Source organism: Ruegeria arenilitoris, assembly GCF_013030985.1.
Classification (GTDB): Bacteria; Pseudomonadota; Alphaproteobacteria; order Rhodobacterales; family Rhodobacteraceae; genus Ruegeria; species Ruegeria arenilitoris_B.
Genome location: NZ_WPYP01000015.1, coordinates 43,111 through 64,201 on the forward strand (window position 1 = coordinate 43,111; position 21,091 = coordinate 64,201).

Here is a 21,091-nt window from a genome sequence, read left to right on the forward strand (position 1 = left end):
GGGTCTAGTCCTCGGATCTTTGCACCAGGTTCTGCGGGTCAAAAATAGCGTCGTCATGGACAGTCACGGGAATTGCGCGATTCAGGATCTGCACGCGCAACTCATCGCGCGGCGTGCCTGTGCGTACGAACAGCCAGCACAACGACTTGCCAACCGTGTAACCGAACCCGCCCGAGGTCGTCAGACCAACCGGGATTTTGTTCCGCAACACGGGCTCACCGCCAAGAATATCTATGTCGTCGGCATGAAGTTCCGCATAGAGCAGCTGCCAATCCGGTTTGCGGGCCAGAAGGGCGTCTTTGCCGACAAAGTCCCGCCCCTCGGCGCGCACAAAGCGTTCCAACCCAACGTCGAACGGGCCGACATCCGTCGTCAGTTCGGCGCTCGCGCGATAGGCCTTCTCCATCCGCAACCCGTTGAACGCGTAGGCGCCCAGATCGACCAACCCATGCTTGGCGCCAGCTTCGAACAATGCATCATACAAGGTGCCGATCCGATCCAGCGGCATATGCAGTTCCCACCCAAGCTCACCGGTAAAGGACACGCGCAATGCGTGGCAGACCGTGCCGGCCACGGTAATCTCTTGCCCCGAGAGCCAGGGAAAGGCGGCGTTGCTGAGATCGGTGTCCGTCAGTTCATTCAAAATCCGGCGCGAGGCTGGACCTGACAGGGCCAACATCCCCCAATCCGCGCTGCGGTTGACCATCTGCACATCTTCACCGGGTCGGATGTGGGACCTGATCCAATTAAAATCCGGGGTCGCCCGCGCGATGGCGGAACCGGTGAAATACCGATCCTTTGCAATGCGCCAGATTGTAATTTCGGTCTCGAACCGGCCCCTTTCGGTCAGCAGATGGTTCAGGCTCATCCGCCGGTCTTTTGTCGGGATCGCGTTGGCCGACACCCGGTCCAGCAATGCACCCGCATCCTTGCCGGTAATCTCGAACTGCGCAAACGCACAGAGGTCGATCACACCGGCAGCGGTGCGCGTCGCCTTGGCTTCGGCCATGGCGTTTTCGTGCCATTTCTGATGACCCCAACCGATCGGTTCAACCTCGTCGACCTGGCCGAAATAGCGAGGGCGTTCCCAGCCCGCGACTTCTCCAAACACCGCACCCTTTGCAGCCAGCCGGTCATAGAGCGGGTGGCGGTTCAGCGGGCGCAGGCTTTCGAACTGCTTGCCGGGGCACGGCGTGTCATGACGGCGCATGAACTCGTCCTTGGTGCGTTCGACGATGAAACGGTCCGTGCTGAAATCGCCGTAGCGGCGCGGGTCCAACCCGCGGGTGTTGATCTGGGTTTCGCCATGCACCATCCAGTCAGCCAGCACCTTGCCCGCGCCGCCGCCCCAAGCCAGTCCGATCGATGACCCGCAGGACAGCCAGACATTGGGCGCACCCGAAGGCCCCACCAACATACCGCCGTCCGGTGTATGGGTGATTGCCCCGCGCACCACGCGTTTGATCCCCAGATCGGCCAGAATGGGCATCTTGTCCAACGCCACCATCAGGAAGTCCCCAATCGTGCCGTAATCCGCGTCGAACAGCTCATTTTCGGCAGCCCAGGGCGCACCTTGCGGCATTTCCCAAACCGTAGGGCAGACGTGGCCCTCATATATGCCGATCAGGCCCGATTTCTGTTCCTGCCGGATATAGCCGCCAAACGCATTGTCACGCATCACGGGCAGTTCGGGGCGATCCAGAAATTCGAGCACCGTTTCCGTGACCAGATAATGGTGCAGGCACGAGACCGAAGGAATTTTCAACCCGAACCATTCCCCCACCTGATTGGCGTAAGAGCCTGCGGCGATCACCACATGCTCGGCCAGAACGCCCCCCTTTTCCGTGCGCAATAGCCACATGTCGCCTTTGCGCGACGCACCGGCCACACGGTTGTGCCGTTCGATCTTAGCCCCGCGCGCGCGAGAGGCCGCCGCCAGTGCCATGGTGACACCGGAGGGATCAATATGGCCGTCTTCAAAGGTCTGCACAGCGGCTTTGATGTCAGAGGTCCTGTAAAACGGATTGCCCTTGGCGACCTCTTCCGGACCGACCAGTTCCATCGGCAGGTCCAGCAGCTTGCCGACCCCCATGATCGATTTCATCCAATCGACCTCATCATTGGTGGTGGCGATCCGAAACCCGCCCACCTCGTGCCAGCCGATGCTCTGACCGGTTTCCGCCTCGACGCGCTTATAGGTCTCAATCGAGGTTTTGTTGATCCAGCCTGCGATCCGGCTGCCGACCGCGTGGGCGATTTGACCTGCCGCGTGCCAGGTGGAGCCCGAAGTCAGCTCGGCCTTTTCGAACAGGATCGTATCGGTCCAGCCGTTCTCGGCCAATTGGAACTGGGCAGCAACGCCCATGATCCCGCCACCGATGATGGCGACCTGAGTGGTACGGGATGCGTCAGTCATTGGAACGCCTCTTTGGCGGGTTTCAGCGTGGCACGGGCGGTGTAACGGGCGCAGGCGATTTCCACCTCAACCCCCCATGTGCCATCTGCGGTGAAGGACTTTTCGCAAAAGATCCTTGGCGGGCCCGAAATCATCGCAAGCGCAACAGAACAGCCAAAACGGTAGCTCCACGCGGCAGAGGTGACTTGCCCGACAACCTGCCCATTGAAGTACACCGGCTCATCATGGATCGGAATCGCGCCGGGATCGTCAAACAGCAGCGAGACGATCCGGCGCGCAGGTGTGTGATCCTGCAGGGCCGCTTCGCCGACGAACCCAGTGCCCACCGCGCAGAACGCGTCCAGACCGGCCTCATGCGGTGTGGTGCCAGGGGTCAGTTCGTGCCCGAAAGCGCGGAACCCACTCTCGATACGCAGGCTGCCACTGGCATAGAGCCCCGCATGGCTGGCCCCTGCGGTCAGCAGCGCCTCATACGCGGCCATGGCCATGTCGGCGGGGATGTACAACTCATACCCCTCTTCGCCGGTGAAACTCAGACGCCCTGCCCAACCGCGTGCGAGGCCGATTTCGATCGGAGCGAATTGAAAGCGTTTCAGGTCAGGAACCGGCGTGTTTGAGGTCGCCTGCAACACGCTGCGCGCCTTGGCCCCGGCCAAGCCCAGAATGGCATAGCCGCTGGTCACGTCAGTGAACTCCACACGGAAATCGCCCCGGGTCTCGCGCATGCGTTTGAGAACACGCACAACCTCGCCGGCGCCAGCTATCAACAGATAGGTCTCGGACCCATGGCGCTGTACGGTCAGATCACTTTCGATGCCGCCGCGCGCGTTCAGGATTTGGGTGTACGCGATGCGCCCCTCGGGCACGTCCATCTGTGCCGCGCAGAGGTGGTTGAGTAACGCGCAGGCGTCGGGCCCCTGCACCATGATCTTGCCAAGTGCCGATTGATCCAGAATGGCCGCGCCACTGCGGCAAGCCGCGACCTCTGCCCCCACCTGACCACGCCATGCTGGTGCACAAAAGCTCAGCGGAAAATGCGCGGCTTCGCCACCAAAATGAACCGCCCGTTCCCAACCGCCGCGCGCCTCGAACTGCGCGCCCGCCGCCACCAGCCCGGCGTGAATGGGCGAGCGGCGCTGACCGCGTGCGCTGTCCATCACACGTCCCGGATAAGGGTTGTCGTAGTGGCGGCCCAACACCTCGGGGATGCGGGCCTCCAGGGCAGCCAGCACGTTCATCTCGGGGCTGAACCGGCGAATATCGGCCTCATTCAGTTCCATGGTTGGCTCGCCCGCGATGATCCATTCGGCCATCGCCTTGCCCGCGCCGCCAGCCAAGGCGATCCCGGTCGAGTTCATGCCGCCCATCAGGAACAGGCCGGGCACTTCGGGGCTTTCGCCCAGCATGAATTGACTGTCGAGGGTGAAGCTTTCGGGCCCGTTGAGCAGCATCCGCACCTCAGCCCGTTCCAAGGCGGGGATCCGGCGCAGGGCGTTTTCCATCATCGGCATGAAATGGTCCCAATCCTCGTCCAATAGATCAAAGCTGAAATCCTTGGGTAAACGGTCCAGAGGCAGGCCCTTGGCGTGCGGTTCAAAACTGCCCACCAGCAACCCTTCGACGTCATCCCGGGCATAGAGGAACGCGTCCTGATCGTTCAGCGTCGGCAGATGGGCCCCTTTGCCAAGCGCCTGCACCTCGGCCAGTGGTTTGGTCAGAATGTAGAAATGCTCGCAGGCATAAAGCGGCATATGGGCGCCGGCCATCGCCGCCACTTCGCGGGACCAGAGGCCACAGGCAATCACAACCTCGTCGGCCGCGATGACATGGTCCCCCACCTCAACGCCCGAGATACGCCCTGCCTTTTTCTGCAATTCGGTGACGGCGGTATCCTCGAAAATCTGCACGCCTCGGGCGCGGGCACCTTTGGACAGCGCCAACGCCACGTCCGAAGGGTTCACGCGGCCATCCGCCGGGGACCAGACTGCACCGATCACGTCATCCGTTTCGATCAACGGCCACAACTCTTTTGCGCGGTTGGCATCGACCACCTCGGCCTCAAGTCCGAAGGCACGGCCCAATGAGACCTGCCGTTTGATATTGGTCAGCCGGTCCGCGTTGGTGGCCAGCGTCAGTGATCCGGTTTGGGTCCAGCCAGTGGCCTGCCCGGTTTCGCGCTCCAACTCACCATACAGGTCGATCGAATAGTTGATCAGTTTGGTCAATGTTGCCGAGGGTCGCAGGCGGCGCACCAGACCGGCGGCATGCCAAGTCGTGCCCGAGGTCAGCTTCGAGCGTTCCAGTACCACGATATCTTTGCGCCCCTGACGAGCCAGATGATATGCGATCGAGCAGCCGATGACACCACCGCCGATCACAATGGTGCGGGCATGGGACGGCAGGGTCATGGCAGAACTCCGTCGCGGATCATGTCAGTCAAGGTGGCGCGAAACGCCTCTATCGCTTCGTCGATCAACTCCGGATCATGTGCAGCCGAGGTGAGGCCCGATGTGTAGGACATCATATCCACCCCACGTGCCAACATACCGTCGCAATAGGCTTTGACCGTTCCTTTGGGCAGCCCGCGGATCTGAGCGGGGCTGAGGTCGTCTATGCTGTCTCGCCCGAGAAACACGTGAAAAACCGAGCTGTCGCCGTAGGCCAACCCGACAACGCCCAGATCAGACAATGCGGTATTCATGCCGTCGCGCATCCGGGCCCCCATTGCATCGGCCTGGGCCTGCGCCTCGCCGCTTGCCAGTAACGGCATCGCAGCGCAGGCTGCGGCAGCCACCAGTGGCGAGGCATTGAACGTGCCCTTGTGGCTAACCGCTGGCGCAACGCCCTTGCGGGCGGTTGTGTTATTCATCAGTTCCATGATTTCGGCCCGACCACAGACCGCACCGCCCGGCAGGCCTCCTGCGACGATCTTGGCCAGGGTCGTCAGGTCGGGCACGATTACATCGCGGGCCTGCCGCCCGCCGGGCGACCAGCGAAAACCGCTGATGATCTCATCAAAGATCAGCACCACGCCGGCATCCCGTGCCACGTTGTGCAATGCCCGCAATGTCTCGGTCGGCAGCGGCACCGAGCCGTAATTGGCCCCCGAAGCCTCGATGATGACCGTGCCGATACGATCATCCTGTAGGGCGTGTTCCATCGCTTTGGGTTCTGCCGCACAGACATGGATCAACTCGTTCACCGCCTCCGGGACACCCAGCGACGCGGATTGAAGGGTTCCGGGTTTTGCGCCCTTGAGCACGTGGTCGTGCCAACCGTGATAATGCCCGTCCACCCGCAGCACATGATCCTTGCCGGAATGCGCGCGACCCAGGCGCAAGGCCAGCATGGTCGCCTCACTGCCCGAAGCGGTAAACCGCGTCCGCTCGGCGCAGGGGTAAAGTCGATTGACCCATTCGGCCCAGAGGATTTCGGCCTCGTGGCAGTCGGCACTGAAAATCGCCTGTCCGGCCTGCTTTCTGATTGCCTCGACGATTGCAGGATGACCATGTCCCAGCATCTGGCTGGCACTGCCCATCTTGAAATCGATATAGCGTCGGCCTTCGGTGTCCCATTTCTCGGCCCCTTGCGCGCGATCAATGTAAACGGGATGCGGATCGCGATAGCGCAGTTCGTGGCTGACACCACCCGGAAGGGCCGCGCGAGCGCGCAGACTGAGGTCAGAGTTGCTCATTCTGATCGTCCGATTTGGGTCCGTGTCAGACGGATGTCAAAACTATCCCGCAAAGCGCGGTCCAATTGATCAGGGATATGTCTAGGAAAGTGGCTTTTCAGGATTTCACGCGCGCGTTCGCGCGCCACATCTCCGATCCTCTGGCCGCCCTGTTCCTGCCAGTCGCGCGGTGCCCGGCGGTCGCCGATTTCGGGATAGAAGTAGTCCGATTTCATCCGACGAAACGTATGCATATCGCCCAGGTAGTGGCCCTCCCCGCGGCATACATCCGCAATGACATCCGCGGCGATATTCTCCGGCGTTGCTTCGATCCCGCGAATGGTGCGCAGAATGTTTCCCAGCAGGTCGTTGTCACTGACATAAGCGGCATGGCTAACGCCCAGAAGGCTGGACATCATGCCTGCAGCTTGGGTGACAATGTTTGATCCCGCATGAGCCGCCATGGTCACGGCCAGCGATTTCTCGGCCCCGTACTGAGCGTCCAGCCGCTTGGCATCGGTGATTCCGGCGATCGAGCTGGTGGGCAGATTCCAGTGCCGCCCCATCTGCGCAGCCCCCGCCATCAGAATGGCCTGTTCGCCGCCGCCACCGCTCATCGAGCCGGTACGCAGGTCGGCAACCAGCGGTTTAGGCGCAAAGATCGCCTTTACCTCGGGATCAACCAGACGGGCAAAGACCAGCCCGGCCAAAGTTTCAGCCACCGCCTGCACCAACGATCCCGCAATCGTTGCCGGGCTGGTCGCCCCGGCCTGCCCGGCACTGATCAACTGAACCGGAAAGCCTGCCTTGATCGCCAATTCCAGCACTTCACAGGCTTCTTCTGCAAAGCGCATCGGCGGGACCACATGGCAGACCATGACCGTCAGAAAAGGGCGGGCGCGAAACGCGGCCTCACCACCTGCGATGCAGTAGCAAAGCTCGGCGATCCGGGCGACGTTTTGCGGTTCGGTGATCGAAATCGACACATGTTTGGACGTGCCCGCCAGACAAGCATAGGCCGTATTGATGTCCATCAGTGCATTGTCTTCAATGTCCCGCGCCACCACCGGCCGGCTGAAATGGTGGATATTGTCCATCTGATCCACGATCCGCGCCGCGTCATAGAGGTCCTGCAAAGTGGAGTCGCGATAGCCATGGGTATCAAGGTCGAACACTCCCGGAGCCGCCCCACCAGTCGACATGTGCACACGCGACCCTTCGATCTTCAGATCGCGTTCAGGCTGTTGTCCGCAGAGCGTGAAACCGCGTTGCGCCCCGTCGATCGCCCACCGAACCAGATCGGGGGGAAACAGCAAACGCCCCTCGTCCGTTATCGACCCGCCAGCCGAAAGCACCCTGTCAATCATAGACGGGATGGCTTGATTTAAACCAAGAGTTTCCAGCAGCGAAAAGGCAGTGTTCTGGACCAGCATCACCTCGTCCGCAGAAAGTGGCTTCAGACGGCCACCGATTACCCCTGGCCAGACCGGCAGAGAGTTTTCGTCCTGCGTGGTATCTTTCAGTCGGTCTTTTCGACCTCGGCGGCGGCTGGATTTGACCATCGACTCATGAGATTTGCTTTTCGTCGGTATTATCTTTTCAAAGCTTTTCTTTATTTACAAAGGCATCATGCTCATCATTAGATGAGTTAAACTACACAATAGGCCTGCCATGAAACCTTCCCTTCCCGCCTTGCGCGCCTTTGAAACAGCCGCCCGTCTGAGCAGTTTCCGCGCCGCATCCGAGGCTTTGTCGGTCACCCCGACAGCAATCAGCCACCACATTCGCGGCCTGGAAGACCAGCTTGGCACCCAGCTTTTTGTTCGCAGCGGACGTGATGTCACGCTGACCGAAGACGGAAAGAGGCTTGCGGTTGCTGCCGCGCAGGCCTTTGGAATATTGGATGAAGCGGTGCGCACACTCCACCGTCGCACCCGCAAAGTGGTTCGTCTGGCCGCGGGTCCGATCTTTACGGCGCGCTGGCTGATGCCAAGGATCAGTGATTTTTGGGCCTCTTACTCGGACATCGAGCTTGAGGTTCTGCCAACCTTCGAACCCGGAACAAGCGCTCGGGAAAACCTCGACATCGTGATCCGCTGGGATCGTATGGCAGAAGCAGCGGGTGACGCGGTCAAACTGCTTGAACTCAGCCCGGTCGCCATTGCCTCCAAGTCCTTTCTTGCCGCCCATGGGCCGATCGAGAACCCAAAAGACTTGCTGGATTTACCCCTGCTGCACCAGAGGAACCACTGGGGATGGCTGGATTGGTTCTCCGCCATGAATGTCCCTGTCGATGACCGGCTGCGCGGCTCGATCTTCCAGGACGCAAACGCCCTTTTGCGCGGCGCAGCCGAAGGACAGGGGATCGTGATCGGTTGGCTGCCGCTGATTGATCAGGATCTGGCCGAGGGAAGGGTCGTTCGGCTTTTCGACGAGGATATCCCCCCAACGCACGGCTATTTTGTTGAAGTGCGCGGAAGCGACCCTGTGAGACGAGAGGTGCAACAGATCGTCGGCTGGCTTGTAAACTAGCTCAGTTCCATTGCCCAAATACAAGGGGGGGGTCAGGCAAACATATCCCAACCAATGCCATTCATCATCTTGTTGATGGCTTTGGTACAGGCCGTATTGGCGCCGCATTTGTCGATCGCTGTCTTCCTGAGGCCGCCTAAGGGCGGCCAAATTTCTTGAGGCTGGGCCCGAATTGACCCTTCAGAGAATTTTTCGACAAAGCAACCTGGCAATCCACATTTTTGACAGCCGGAGTTGTCGGGAAATTGCCAGCGCAGTTTAACCAGTTGCCTTATTCCGCATCCGTGAACTTTGCGGCCAGAATGGCGCGGGCTCGGATGCGCACCGGCTCGTCCACCATTTCGCCATCGATCATCACCGCGCCTTCGGCAGCTTTCAGAACCCGCTGCGCCCACTGGACCTCAACATCGCTTGGCATAAAGGCATGCTTTACCTTGGAGATTTGGCTCGGGTGGATGCACATTTTCCCGGTCATCCCGAGTGCCCTCGCATGCTCAGCATCCCGCCCGGACACCGAGGGGTCGGCGACTTCGACCGTCACACCGTCCAGAGGTGCGGAAATACCGGCAATTCGAGATGCAAGAACTAGCTCAGAACGGGCCAGTAGAAGCGCGTCGCGCTTGTGCTCACAGCCCAAGTCGGCGCTGAAATCAACGGATCCGAAAGCGAGGCGCGTTACCGCCGGAGCCGCTGCGATATCACGCGCGCGGCCCAGGCCTTTGGCTGTCTCCACAAGTGCGATAATCGGCAGATCGGGAACCTGCTCGGTGATCTGTTTGATGTCGTCGGGGTTCTCCGATTTCGGCAACATCACAGCCGAAAAGCCGCGATCCTTCAGCGCCCGCACATCATCAACAAACCAGGGTGTGCCCACGGCGTTGATACGCAGAATGACCGGCAAATCCGTAAATGATCCATCGACATTTGCGCGCGCCGCATCCTTGTCGGCAGGTGCCACGGAGTCTTCCAGATCTAGGATGATGGCATCCCCGCCCGAGGAAGCCGCTTTCGTAAACCGTTCCGGGCGCATCGCAGGAACAAAGAGTGGTACTTGGGTCGTGTTCACCATACCGCAACCGCCTCCATCGCAATCGGCCCACCAACAGCCGCTGTCCACAGCTTCATACCATCGCCGGTCGCCTCGGCATTCAACGTAAAATCAGTGTCATCGAAGAGAGGCGAATGACTACGGAAGCGGAAACTCTTGGGCGGTGTGCCCTTCAGATTGGCGGCGTATTGGCACAGCATCGTGGCCTGCATTGGCCCGTGTACGACAAGGCCGGGGTAGCCCTCGGTGTTGATGCAGAACGGTTTGTCATAGTGAATCCGGTGTCCGTTGAACGTAACTGCGGAATAACGGAAAAGCAGCGTTGGATGTGGAGTGATCACCTTGCTGTGGGTGCCGATTTTGGCGGGTTCAGGCAACGCTTTGGTCCGCCCTTCCTTGGGCAGATCTCGGTAAACGATGTCCTGACGCTCGCTAAGCACGACCCGTCCAGCTATCGAAAACTCGTGATTGACCGTAACGAAACACAGCGCGCCGGTTCGTCCGTGTTTCAGCTGAACATCCAAAACCACTGAGTGACGTTCGACTTTATCTCCTATGTGAATGCAGTCATGAAATTCGATCGCGCCACCAGCCCACATACGACGCGGCAGTGGAACGGGAGGTAGAAAACCCCCGAGCGCGGGATGCCCGTCGCGCCCGAGTTCTGACATTGGTGCGATGGGCTGATTCAAGCACCAATGAATGAGCAGCGGGGCTCGGTCTTTCGGAGCAGTATCGGAGGGAATGTTGAACGTGGCGTCGAACTGCGCCGCCAGCGAAGGGGACAGAGTTTCACAACTTGTGTCTTCATGGCCAACCCAGCTTTGAAGATGGTGGATATCAACTTCCATTTCAGCCTCCAACAGGTTTAAGGGCCGGAACAGCGCCAAATGTGCGGTCCTCACCCAAGAACCGTGCCCCCGGAGCGGGAAACCTGACGGTTCCATTCGGGCTGGCCACGCTGATCCGCCGCAGATGGGGGTGAGTGGAAAGTCCCGCCATATCGTTGACCGAAGCAAGAGCGATATTTGCCTCTGAAAGCAATGCAACCGCCTCTTCGGAATCGTAGCGAGCAAATGCCTCGCTTACCAGAGCGTCTACCTTGTTACGGTTGCTGACCCGCGCAACGTTTGTCGCAAATCGAGGGTCTGTACCGAGTGTCGCATCACCGATGAATTCAGAGCAAAGTTTGATCCATTCCCGATCCGATTGGATCGAAATCAACACCGGTGCGCCACTCTTGGGATAGAACACCCCGTACGGCGCTATCGACGGATGCGCTAAACCGATCCGTTTGGGACTATTGCCACCTTCATAGTTCAGAAGCGGCACAGTCAGCCAATCCGCCACCACATCAAACATAGACACCGAAATCTCGGCGCCGGCGCCAGTGACCCCGCGCCGGATCAGCGCTTCAAGGATCGCGGAATGCGCAGCTGCACCTGTGGCGATATCAACAATGGAAATCCCCACGCGTGCTGGCTCAGACGGTCCTCCTGTAATCGAGCACAAACCACTTTCTGCCTGGATCAGAAGGTCATAGGCCTTGCGGTTCGCCATCGGCCCATCTTCGCCGAAACCGGATATGGAGCAGGTGATGAGCCGGGGATTATCTTTCCGCAGACGTTTGATGGAAAATCCAAGTTTCGCCATGGCGCCGGGCTTGAGGTTTTGGATGAGCACGTCCGTTTCGGAAAAAAGCTCTTCCAATTCGGATTTGCCTTCTTCTGAAGAAAGATCCAGCGTTACCGACTCCTTACCCCTGTTCAGCCAGACAAAGTAGCTCGATTGTCCCGAGGCAACGTCATCATAGCCACGCGCGAAATCGCCCTCGGGTCGCTCGACTTTGATCACCCGCGCTCCGGCATCCGCCAATCGACAGGATGCGAACGGGGCTGCAACGGCCTGTTCGATGGCGACGACGGTAAGTCCTTCCAGCGGCAGCATCAGAACGACCTCGGCATGCCAAGCATGTGCTCGGCGACAAAAGACAGGATCAAGTTGGTCGAGATCGGTGCCACCTGATACAGCCGGGTTTCGCGGAATTTCCGTTCGATGTCGTATTCATTGGCAAAACCGAAACCACCGTGGAACTGGAGGCAGGCATTAGCAGCTTCCCAGGATGCTTTTGCCGCAAGATATTTGGACATGTTCGCCTCGGCCCCGCAGGGTTTTCCGGCATCGTACAGCGCGCAGGCTTTCCAGCGCATGAGGTTGGCCGCCTCAACCTCGATGAAGGCCTCGGCAATTGGGAACTGCACACCTTGGTTTTGTCCGATCGGCCTTCCAAAGACCTCGCGGTTGCTCACGTAGTCCGTAACCTTGTCCGTGAACCAGTACCCATCGCCGATACACTCGGCAGCGATCAGCGTTCGCTCGGCATTAAGGCCTGTAAGGATGTATTTGAACCCTTTGCCCTCTTCGCCGATCAGGTTCTCTTCCGGGATCTCCAAGTTGTCGAAGAAAAGCTCATTGGTCTCGTGATTGACCATATTGGCGATAGGTTTGACCTCCATCCCGGATTTGATCGCGTCTTTGATATCCACAAGAAAGATCGACAAGCCTTCGGACTTCTTTTTGACCTCGGCCAGTGGAGTGGTTCGGGCCAACAGGATCATGAAATCGGAATGCTGTACGCGGCTGATCCAGACCTTTTGGCCATTGATCACATAGCGACCATCTTTTTTGACCGCCGTGGTTTTGATCTTGGTGGTATCAGTGCCGGTGGTGGGTTCAGTCACGCCCATGGACTGAATGCGCAATTTGCCTTCTGCAATCAGAGGCAGGTATTTCTGGCGCTGTTCTTCCGAACCGTGCCGCACCAGCGTGTTCATATTGTACATCTGCCCGTGACAGGCACCCGAGTTGCCTCCAGCACGGTTGATCTCTTCCATGATCACCGAGGCTTCTGCCAGCCCCAGACCAGAGCCGCCATATTCTTCCGGGATCAAAGCTGCCATCCAGCCCTCTTGGGTCAAAGCATCCACGAATTCTTCCGGATAGGCTTTTTCCTCATCCACTTTGCGGTGGTATTCCGCCGGAAACTGGGCACAGAGCGCCCGCACACCGTCCCGGATATCCTGATAGTTGTCTGACACGAAGTTCATGGCTGCCCTTGGGTTTCATCGCTGTTGCATGACCCTAAATCAAGTCTCTTCCATTGAACAAATATATGATTGTGATACATGGCATATAATCTTTTTATGAGGCTGAAGTGGACATACGACAACTCCGATACTTCTTGGAAATCGTAGAACAGGGTTCTTTGACCGCTGCATCGCGTACATTGAACGTCGCACAACCGGCTCTATCACTGCATCTTCGCAACATGGAGGAACGGCTCGATACGGCATTGCTCGTTCGAAAGGCCAGTGGTGTTGAACCAACGGAAGCTGGCGAGATTCTCAGATCAAGGGCACGCAATATCCTCAATGAACTCGAGCGAACCGAAGACGAAATTCGCAATCTGGACAAATCGCCAGGTGGTGCCGTTCGACTGGGACTGTCGGCCACAATCAGCGAAATCCTTACCTTGCCACTTATAGACGCGCTGCAGGAAAAATACCCTCGGATTACCCTGAACATCGCAGATGCAATGAGCGGTTTTGTCACCGAATGGCTTGAGGAAGGCCGCGTGGACCTGGCTGTTCTTTATAATACGTCTGCGGGTGGTCAGACGAATGCAGACGTTCTTGTCGAAGAAGAACTTGTCTTGATACAGCCACCGGACAAACCGATCGCAAAAGAAGTCTCCCTTCGTTGCCTCTCTGAGGCGCCGGTCATTCTTCCATCAAAAGGTCATGGGCTCCGCGATCTGATAGAGTCAGCTGCCAGATCCAGAAAAATCGAGGTAAATGTCGCGATGGAAATTGATTCCTATCGGAACACTAAACATTTGGTGGCCAAGGGTTTTGGCAACTCAGTTCTGCCACTGCATGCCGTGACAAATGAGGTGTCTGAGGGCTCTTTGACATATACAAACTTCGCCAGATCAGAACTGCGCAGAGGTGCAATTCTAAAACGCTCCGGCACACCCAGCCGTGCACAGCAAGCGGTTGAAGAAACGATTCAAGAGGTCGTTGCCGATTTGGTTCAAAGCGGCAACTGGGCGGGGGCTACTTTGTCGACCAGTTTGACCTAAGAGATAAACGTCGCACGGAATTGCCGCGACTTTAGATAAGGCGACAGTCGGTTTCTCGCAGGACAACTTATCCTGCCAGTTGGGCAAATGGCTGAAAGCCAGAATTCGTGTTTAAGAATTGTCGTTTTCGGATCAAGTTCGCCACTTCGATACCATCCAAGGTAGCAGATTCAGATGCGAAAGACTTAAAACCACAATCAAGCCGAGCACGCCGTTTTTTGAACCGATTTCTGTGCACCGGGATAGTCGAGAGTTTGAAATGCCAACCCGGCGTTGCTGATTTTTTCCGCCATCCCAAAAACTTGGGCCTCTCCTCAGACTAGAGGACAGGCCCAAAGTCAGTCCAATCAAGTGTTTCAAGCAGGCGCCTTCATTCCCAAAGTCTTCAGAGTTTCATTCATTGTCTGGCTCCAGCGATCCCGCAAGGAACTGTTTTTGTTCCGTCTCAGACCAAGAGACTTCAACAACTCGAACCGTTTCGGATCATCGCCCCCGAAAGACACTGCGACGCGAGGCCACCAATAGTCGACCGAGCCTTGCATTTGTTCAGCTTCGCCTTGTTCGATCAGCTTGATCGCACCTTCCATGGCCAATTCGCCGTGGTGCGCTTCGACCGGCGCAATGGAGCGGAACGCTTCGGCGAGAGGTTGGTAGGAAATCGTCGAATACTCGGCCAGTTGTTCGGCGACGGCGCCGCTCATGAGAAGGTTCATAATCACCGCGTCCGTCCAGCCGGAAAAGGGATAGTTGAACACAGCAAGACGCATGTCATGTTCGGAACGCGTCGCTCCGATATCCGCATCCCGATCCAGCCGCGTCGTCCATGGGTGATGATTGGCATAGCGGTCCGTGTCGGCCCCGAACTCGCCCATGATGTTCAAAACACGATTTGCATGATCTGTTTTTTCGAGCACGATCTTGGACGCGGCGATACGTTCTTTGATTCCCGGCCCTAAATTTATGATGTCGGCAAAACCCGCAGCACCGGCCAATTCACTGTCTACAAAAGTTGCCATCAGTTTCAGCAGCTCTGCGCGATAGCGCGGTGGAACGTTTGACGGGTTGGTCAGCACACCGCCTGCGGCAAGATAGCTGTCGAGAGTCATAGTGTCATTCATGTCGGCCTCCCCTTTACTGATCGAAATCCACGACCACGCGGTCGGTCACCGGATAGGACTGACAGCTCAGCACATAGCCCTTCGCAACCTCGTAGTCCTCAAGCGCGTGGTTGGCGAGCATCTCGACCTCGCCTTCCAGCACTTTGCAGCGACAGGTCGAACAAACACCGGCCTTGCAGGCATAAGGCGCGTCCATCGCATTTTCCAAAGCTGCATCAAGAATGGACAGATCCTTGGGAACAGTTAAGGTCTGGGTGGACCCATCCAACGTAATGGAAGCGCTGGCTTGATTGCCCTTCCTGTCGTCATCCGCCGCACTTGCCTTGCGCTTTGCTCGGCCCGGCTGGGCGCTGGCGAACAGTTCGAATTTAATCTGGCTGTCCTCGAGCCCGTGTTCGCGCAGGGCAGCCGCAATACCCAGCATCATCGGTTCAGGTCCACAAATGAACGCCATATCGACGTTTTCGATATCGACCCAGTGCTCGAACAACTCGGCACACTTTTCCTGCGTGACCAATCCGGTGAACAGGTCGATTTCCTGAGAATCCGTCTCGAGAATATGGATCACGTTGAGGCGACCCATGTAGAGGTTCTTGAGGTCCTCCAGTTCTTCACGGAACATGATCGTGTTGATGCCTTTGTTGGCATAGATCAGCGTGAACCGCGATTGGGGTTCACGTGCAAGTGTCGTTTTGAGGATCGACAGAACGGGTGTAACGCCCGAACCTCCGGCAAAACCAAGATATTGCTTTTCGGCACTGGCATCGATCGGAGCGTGGAAGCTGCCCATTGGCGGCATGGCCTGCACGATGTCTCCGACACTCAGCTCTGAGTTTGCCCAACCCGAGAAAGCCCCGCCATCGACACGCTTGATGCCGACCTGCAAAACGCCATCGTCTTTGCCTGCACAGATCGAGTAGGACCGGCGCAGTTCTTCACCATCAAAATCGCGCCGGAACGTCAGGTATTGGCCGGCGGCAAAGTCAAACTCTTCTGCCGCGCCGTTCATGGGCTCAAGTGTCAAAACCACCGCATCGCGGATCGTTTTGTGGATATCGGTGACCTTAAGGTCGTGGAAACGTGCCATCCGGTGCTCCTCCTCAGATGCACTTGAAATAGTCAAAAGGTTCCAGACAGTCGGTACAACGCCAGTGCGCCTTGCACGGGGTCGAACCAAACTGGCTGACCTTTTCAACCGCCTTGCTGCCACATTGCGGGCAACGTTCCGGACCGCCCGCCGGCTGCGGGGGGGCGATGCCATATTCTTCAAGCCGTGCGCGGCCTTTGTCGCTGAGCCAATCGGTTGTCCAGGCAGGCGAGATGCTGGTTTCGATCCTCAAGTCCTCGATCCCGTGATCCCGCAGCGCCGTTTCGATGTCCATGCTGATGACGGATGTCGCTGGACAGCCGGAATAGGTTGGCGTGACCTTCACCCTCAACGTTCCGGCATCCCAGCGCACATCGCGCACAATACCGAGATCGACCACTGAAATGACTGGTATTTCAGGGTCGGGAACGGCCTCCAGCCATTCCCAAATCTGGTCTGTCGGCACCCGATCCATTTCAGCTTACCAGCTTGCGCCGGGATAGGCGCGTTGCAGCCATTGCATCTGGGTCAGCAAGTGCCCCAGATGTTCGGTATGCATCTGCCCGTTGCGCCCGCCCTTGTGCGCAAAATCGCTTTCCGGGATTGTAAGCGTTGCATCCGCCAATACCCGCTGGACCAAAGCATCAAACTCAGCGCGCAGATCGGCGGGATTAGGCGCAATACCTGCCTTTGCCATTTCGGCGTCCACCTCGTCGCTGGCGAACATCTCACCAACATATGGCCACAGATAGTCCAGCGCCGCCTGCATCCGGTCATGGCTTTCAGCCGTTCCGTCGCCCAATCCGACAACCGTGTCACCAGAACGTTCCAGATGATAGGCAACCTCTTTGCTGGCTTTGGCCGCAATAGCGGAAACACGTTCATCTGACGACTTGATCAGACGCCCCAGCATGATCGAGTGCCAAGCATCAAACAGGAACTGGCGCATCAAAGTCCGCCCAAAGTCTTCGTTCGGAACCTCGACCAACAGAAGGTTACGGAAATCCCAGGCGTCGCGCAGGAACGCCAGGTCATCAGCGCTCTTATTGCCCTCGATCTCTCCGGCAAGACCCAACCACATCTGGGTTTGGCCGATTAGATCCAGCGCGGTATTGGCCAGCGCGATATCTTCTTCAAGTACAGGCGCATGGCCGCACCACTCACTCACACGGTGACCAAGGATGAGTGTGTTGTCACCCATTCTCAGCAGAAATTGCAGGAAAGCTTCGTCGCGGGTCATTACATCGCTCCCACTTCTTCGGGGATATCGAAAAATGTTGGGTGACGATACACCTTGCTTTCGCTGGGCTCATAAAGCGGACCTTTATCGCTGGGTGACGAAGCCGAGATATTGTTCGCTTCTACCACCCAGATCGACACGCCTTCGTTACGGCGCGTATACACATCGCGGGCGTTCTTGATAGCCATTTCCGCGTCAGGGGCGTGCAATGAACCAACATGGCGGTGGCTCATACCATGCTGACCGCGGATAAAGATTTCCCACAGGGGCCATTCGTTTTTCATAGGGTTTCCTCCTCAGGTCAGACTTATTCAGCGGCCACTTGACCGGCGCGTTTCTTCTTTGCGTGGGCCAGCAAACCATCACGCACCCACTGCCCGTCGTCCCAGGCTTTGTTTCGGGCGGCCAGGCGATCTGTGTTGCAAGGCCCATTGCCTTGGATGACGTCAAAAAACTCGGACCAATCCGGTTCGGAAAAATCATAGTGACCGCGTTCTTCGTTCCATTTCAGGTCCGGGTCGGGGACGGTCAGCCCAAGGTATTCGGCCTGTGGCACGGTCTGATCGACAAATTTCTGACGCAGTTCGTCATTGGTGTTTATCTTGATTTTCCAGGCCATGGATTGGGCCGAATGCACCGAGTCCTTGTCCGAGGGCCCGAACATCATCAGCGAGGGGTACCAGAACCGATTCAGAGCGTCTTGTGCCATCTTCTTCTGTTCCGGGGTCCCCTCGGCCATCTTTCGAATGGCATCGTAGCCCTGACGCTGGTGGAAGCTTTCTTCCTTGCAGATGCGGATCATGGCGCGTGAGTAGGGTCCGTAAGATGTACGCTGCAACGGCACCTGGTTCATGATCGCCGCACCGTCGACCAGCCAACCGACCGCGCCAATATCGGCCCAGTTCAGTGTCGGGTAGTTGAAGATCGACGAGTATTTCATCCGACCATCCAGCAGCATCTCGGTGATTTCGTCCCGGCTGACGCCCAGGGTTTCTGCCGCGCAGTAGAGGTACAGCCCGTGCCCGGCTTCGTCTTGAACCTTTGCCAGCAGGATCGCCTTACGTTCCAACGTGGGCGCGCGCGTGATCCAGTTGCCCTCGGGCAGTTGTCCGACAATCTCGGAATGGGCGTGCTGACCAATTTGGCGGATCAGGGTTTTGCGATAGCCTTGCGGCATCCAATCCTTCGGCTCAATCTTGATGTCCGCGTCAATCTTTGCCTGGAATTCGGCAAGCTTTTCGGGGTCATCGTTTGTGGCTTCAGACTTCACCATTTGTGCGTACATCGTGTTTCCTCCTATCGGATGGGATCAGATTTTGAATATGTGGCTCAAAACCCGCATGTTTTCTTTAAATGCGGGGCCGCCAAGGTTCTTTGCGCAGCGGTTCGCAGTCCAATTCCCAACCATTTTCGGCGTTTTCCCGAAGCGCCAATTCTTCGGGCGGTTCCAAGTAGGCCAGCTCGTGTTTTGTCCCCAGCCCGATGTGGTGATCAACAAAAGCCGTCTCGGCCCGTTTGCTGTGGTCGATAATCTGGATCGCCTCAGTCAAAACAGTGCTCTCCCTATCAAACCCGTTCCAGGATCAAGGCTGCGCCCTGTCCGACACCCACGCACATAGTGCAGAGCGCGTACCGCCCGCCTGTCCGGCGCAGTTGGTAGGCCGCAGCCATCACGAGCCGTGCTCCGGACATGCCCAAAGGGTGTCCCATGGCAATAGCACCGCCATTCGGGTTAACGTGCGGTGCGTCGTCAGCGAGGCCCAATTCGCGAAGTGTCGCCAGCCCTTGCGACGCGAAGGCTTCGTTCAACTCTACCACATCCATCTGCTCAATGGTCAGCCCGGCCCGTGCCAACACCTTGCGGCTGGCCGGAACAGGGCCAATACCCATTATGCGCGGCTCGACGCCGGCAACGGACATGCCCACAACCCGTGCAATCGGAGTAAGACCGTTCATTGCAGCTGCCGCCTTATTCGCCATCAAAATGGCTGCGGCACCGTCGTTGACGCCCGAGGCATTACCCGCCGTGACCGTTTTGTCCGGGCCGTTCACACCCTTGAGGCCAGACAGTTTTTCAGCCGTTGTTCCCGGGCGGGGATGCTCATCGGTATCGACCACTATTGGATCACCCTTGCGCTGCGGAACCGAGACCGGAGTGATTTCATCCGCGAACAGGCCTGCCTCATGCGCGGCTGCCCATCGGGCCTGACTGCGCGCGGCGAAACTGTCCTGATCCGCGCGGCTGATACCATAGTCGTCGGCAACGTTATCAGCGGTTTGCGGCATCGAGTCGATGCCATAGCCCTGCTTCATCTTCGGGTTCACAAAGCGCCAGCCAATGGTGGTGTCGTAAACCGCGTTGCTGCGCGTAAAGGCAGATGTCGCCTTGGGCATCACAAAGGGCGCACGGGACATGCTTTCAACGCCACCCGCGACAGCCAGATCATAGTCGCCCGCCTTGATGCCTCGGGCAACCATTCCAACCGCATCCATGCCACTGGCACACAGGCGGTTCACCGTGGTTCCCGGAACTTCAATCGGCAAACCGGCCAACAGGGCCGCCATCCGTGCCACGTTCCGGTTGCTTTCACCGGCCTGATTGGCATCCCCATAGATGACATCATCGACGCTGGACCAGTCGACCTGCGGATTCCGCTCTTTCAAGGCAGCCAGCGGAATGGCCGCCAGATCATCCGTGCGGACCGACGACAACGCACCACCATACCGACCAATCGGAGTGCGCGTCGCGTCGCAAATGAATGCATCCATCTGTGATGTCTCCTGTACGTTCGCGTCTATTATAGACCGTATGGTCGGTTTATAGTGTTTCAGCCGATTCGAGGCAAGCGTCATGTTACCAAAAAAAGTATGATGAACCCCATTTAGTAACATTTAAAAATGTCTGTCCACCTGTTGCCCCTGCTACGGAAGCAAAACCAGCTTGCAGGTCAAAGTCAGAAAGGAACTCGATCCAGATCCTAAGTATTCAGCTCTGCTTCCAGAGTTGCGAGATGCGGTCGAGGCAACCTGTCCAAAAGCCTGGAAACTTCCTCGCGACAGGCTGGACCTTTCCAGTCAGCTGGCAGAAAATCCGCAGGCAAGACCGGGTGGCGCAGTATGATGCGGCGCCAGTTGTGGACAACAAGAATTCGCAGCACCGCCGTTTTCATTGGGTCGTCCACCCCAGTCTGCGGCAACAATTCATCGATAATCCGAACGGATTTCCAAAAATCATCGTATGCGGTCTTCAACGGCTCCGGCCCGAACAATTCTCGTAACCACTCGGGAACCGAAATCGCGCTGGCTTCAAAACCCAGCAATTCCTCCAGATCATCCGGCATCGGTCCCGATGCCATTGCCATTACCGGGTTCAAAGAGACGTATTCCCCTGTCAGCAACTGATCTGCCAATTCCTTTCGGGATGTTTCCGAGTTACTCGAAACCAGCACATGCCAGGTTTCCGGCTTGCTCGTTTCGCGGGCATAGATGCGCGGCGCGGCAGCTGCGCTTTGGTTGCGACCATATTCCGTAAGTCGATGGACACTCGCGCGTCCAACACGAGTACTTTCAATCCACCCCTCTTTACGCAATCGATGCAATGCGACTCTGGTCGCTTCGGCCTTGATCCCGACAAGACTTGTCAATGCAGTGATCAGTGATCCGCTTACCTGATCAGATTTGTTTTGCGCCAGATCGCCAAAAATCGTGACAAGCACCGACCACACCCGCAGCGAACCCTCGGACGTCAAATGACTGACACAAGAGTCGAACCAATCTGAGGAAGCGTCTTTCATGATCCCAGTATAGGCGGGCCGGATCGAATTACCATCCGGCCC

The 21,091-nt window shown here is 57.7% G+C and carries 19 protein-coding genes; 2 read left to right on the forward strand and 17 right to left on the reverse strand.

Going from position 1 to position 21,091, the window contains the following annotated elements; translation table 11 throughout:
- Positions 1 to 4: 4 nt before the first annotated feature.
- The 4 genes from GOX88_RS21940 to GOX88_RS21955 are packed head-to-tail and all read right to left on the reverse strand — an operon-like array spanning position 5 to position 7,651.
- Positions 5 to 2,416: a GcvT family protein gene (locus GOX88_RS21940; RefSeq protein WP_170407143.1), complete on the reverse strand. Its 2,412-nt coding sequence runs from the start codon at positions 2,414 to 2,416 to the stop codon at positions 5 to 7.
- Complete coding sequence (locus GOX88_RS21945; protein WP_170407145.1) at positions 2,413 to 4,824, reverse strand: GcvT family protein; 2,412 nt, start codon at positions 4,822 to 4,824, stop codon at positions 2,413 to 2,415. The genes GOX88_RS21940 and GOX88_RS21945 overlap by 4 nt, the downstream gene beginning before the upstream one ends.
- Complete coding sequence (locus GOX88_RS21950) at positions 4,821 to 6,110, reverse strand: aspartate aminotransferase family protein (RefSeq protein WP_170407147.1); 1,290 nt, start codon at positions 6,108 to 6,110, stop codon at positions 4,821 to 4,823. The genes GOX88_RS21945 and GOX88_RS21950 overlap by 4 nt, the downstream gene beginning before the upstream one ends.
- Entirely contained in the window at positions 6,107 to 7,651 is a 1,545-nt protein-coding gene (locus GOX88_RS21955) for a trimethylamine methyltransferase family protein (RefSeq protein WP_170407150.1), read from the reverse strand. Before GOX88_RS21955 ends, GOX88_RS21950 begins: the two co-directional genes overlap by 4 nt.
- Before the next feature lie 109 nt (positions 7,652 to 7,760).
- Here GOX88_RS21955 and GOX88_RS21960 point away from each other — a divergent pair, with 109 nt between their 5' ends.
- Positions 7,761 to 8,621, forward strand: coding sequence for a LysR substrate-binding domain-containing protein (locus GOX88_RS21960; RefSeq protein WP_170407152.1), 861 nt, complete (start codon positions 7,761 to 7,763; stop codon positions 8,619 to 8,621).
- Positions 8,622 to 8,892: 271 nt separating this feature from the next.
- Here GOX88_RS21960 and GOX88_RS21965 read toward each other — a convergent pair whose 3' ends face one another.
- From GOX88_RS21965 to GOX88_RS21980, 4 genes are read right to left on the reverse strand one after another with little or no spacing between them, the layout of a single operon-like run.
- Positions 8,893 to 9,690, reverse strand: a complete 798-nt coding sequence (locus GOX88_RS21965) for an HpcH/HpaI aldolase/citrate lyase family protein (protein ID WP_170407154.1) — start codon at positions 9,688 to 9,690, stop codon at positions 8,893 to 8,895.
- Positions 9,684 to 10,520, reverse strand: a complete 837-nt coding sequence (locus GOX88_RS21970) for an FAS1-like dehydratase domain-containing protein (protein ID WP_170407156.1) — start codon at positions 10,518 to 10,520, stop codon at positions 9,684 to 9,686. Before GOX88_RS21970 ends, GOX88_RS21965 begins: the two co-directional genes overlap by 7 nt.
- 1 nt (position 10,521) lies before the next feature.
- Positions 10,522 to 11,616, reverse strand: a complete 1,095-nt coding sequence (locus GOX88_RS21975; RefSeq protein WP_170407158.1) for a CaiB/BaiF CoA transferase family protein — start codon at positions 11,614 to 11,616, stop codon at positions 10,522 to 10,524.
- Positions 11,616 to 12,776 carry an acyl-CoA dehydrogenase family protein gene (locus GOX88_RS21980; RefSeq protein WP_170407160.1) on the reverse strand — a complete coding sequence of 387 codons (1,161 nt, stop codon included), beginning with the start codon at positions 12,774 to 12,776 and terminating at the stop codon, positions 11,616 to 11,618. The genes GOX88_RS21975 and GOX88_RS21980 overlap by 1 nt, the downstream gene beginning before the upstream one ends.
- 107 nt (positions 12,777 to 12,883) lie before the next feature.
- Between GOX88_RS21980 and GOX88_RS21985 the strand changes: the two genes are divergently transcribed.
- The gene (locus GOX88_RS21985) at positions 12,884 to 13,810 is read left to right on the forward strand and encodes a LysR family transcriptional regulator (protein ID WP_367648095.1); all 927 of its coding nucleotides are present in this window, start codon (positions 12,884 to 12,886) and stop codon (positions 13,808 to 13,810) included.
- Between the two features lie 356 nt (positions 13,811 to 14,166).
- Here the strand turns inward: GOX88_RS21985 and GOX88_RS21990 are convergent, their stop codons facing one another.
- The 9 genes from GOX88_RS21990 to GOX88_RS22030 form a co-directional block, all read right to left on the reverse strand.
- Entirely contained in the window at positions 14,167 to 14,928 is a 762-nt protein-coding gene (locus tag GOX88_RS21990; RefSeq protein ID WP_170407164.1) for a Phenylacetic acid catabolic protein, read from the reverse strand.
- Positions 14,929 to 14,941: 13 nt separating this feature from the next.
- On the reverse strand, positions 14,942 to 16,015 hold the full coding sequence (locus GOX88_RS21995; RefSeq protein ID WP_170407166.1) for a 2Fe-2S iron-sulfur cluster-binding protein: 1,074 nt from the start codon (positions 16,013 to 16,015) through the stop codon (positions 14,942 to 14,944).
- 13 nt (positions 16,016 to 16,028) lie between these two features.
- Positions 16,029 to 16,490: a 1,2-phenylacetyl-CoA epoxidase subunit PaaD gene (paaD, locus tag GOX88_RS22000; protein WP_170407168.1), complete on the reverse strand. Its 462-nt coding sequence runs from the start codon at positions 16,488 to 16,490 to the stop codon at positions 16,029 to 16,031.
- A 6-nt stretch (positions 16,491 to 16,496) separates the two neighbouring features.
- A complete protein-coding gene (gene paaC / locus GOX88_RS22005; protein WP_170407171.1) occupies positions 16,497 to 17,255 on the reverse strand; it encodes a 1,2-phenylacetyl-CoA epoxidase subunit PaaC in 759 nt (252 codons plus the stop codon).
- A complete protein-coding gene (gene paaB, locus GOX88_RS22010) occupies positions 17,255 to 17,539 on the reverse strand; it encodes a 1,2-phenylacetyl-CoA epoxidase subunit PaaB (protein WP_170336421.1) in 285 nt (94 codons plus the stop codon). The genes paaC and paaB overlap by 1 nt, the downstream gene beginning before the upstream one ends.
- 23 nt (positions 17,540 to 17,562) lie before the next feature.
- Complete coding sequence (gene paaA, locus GOX88_RS22015) at positions 17,563 to 18,540, reverse strand: 1,2-phenylacetyl-CoA epoxidase subunit PaaA (RefSeq protein ID WP_170407174.1); 978 nt, start codon at positions 18,538 to 18,540, stop codon at positions 17,563 to 17,565.
- A gap of 64 nt (positions 18,541 to 18,604) precedes the next feature.
- Positions 18,605 to 18,805 (reverse strand): hypothetical protein, encoded by a 201-nt coding sequence (locus tag GOX88_RS23365; protein WP_217354286.1) that lies wholly within the window; start codon positions 18,803 to 18,805, stop codon positions 18,605 to 18,607.
- A 16-nt stretch (positions 18,806 to 18,821) separates the two neighbouring features.
- Positions 18,822 to 20,024, reverse strand: coding sequence for a 3-oxoadipyl-CoA thiolase (gene pcaF, locus GOX88_RS22025; RefSeq protein WP_170407177.1), 1,203 nt, complete (start codon positions 20,022 to 20,024; stop codon positions 18,822 to 18,824).
- Positions 20,025 to 20,233: 209 nt separating this feature from the next.
- Positions 20,234 to 21,049 (reverse strand): PaaX family transcriptional regulator C-terminal domain-containing protein, encoded by an 816-nt coding sequence (locus tag GOX88_RS22030; RefSeq protein WP_170407180.1) that lies wholly within the window; start codon positions 21,047 to 21,049, stop codon positions 20,234 to 20,236.
- Positions 21,050 to 21,091: the final 42 nt, after the last annotated feature.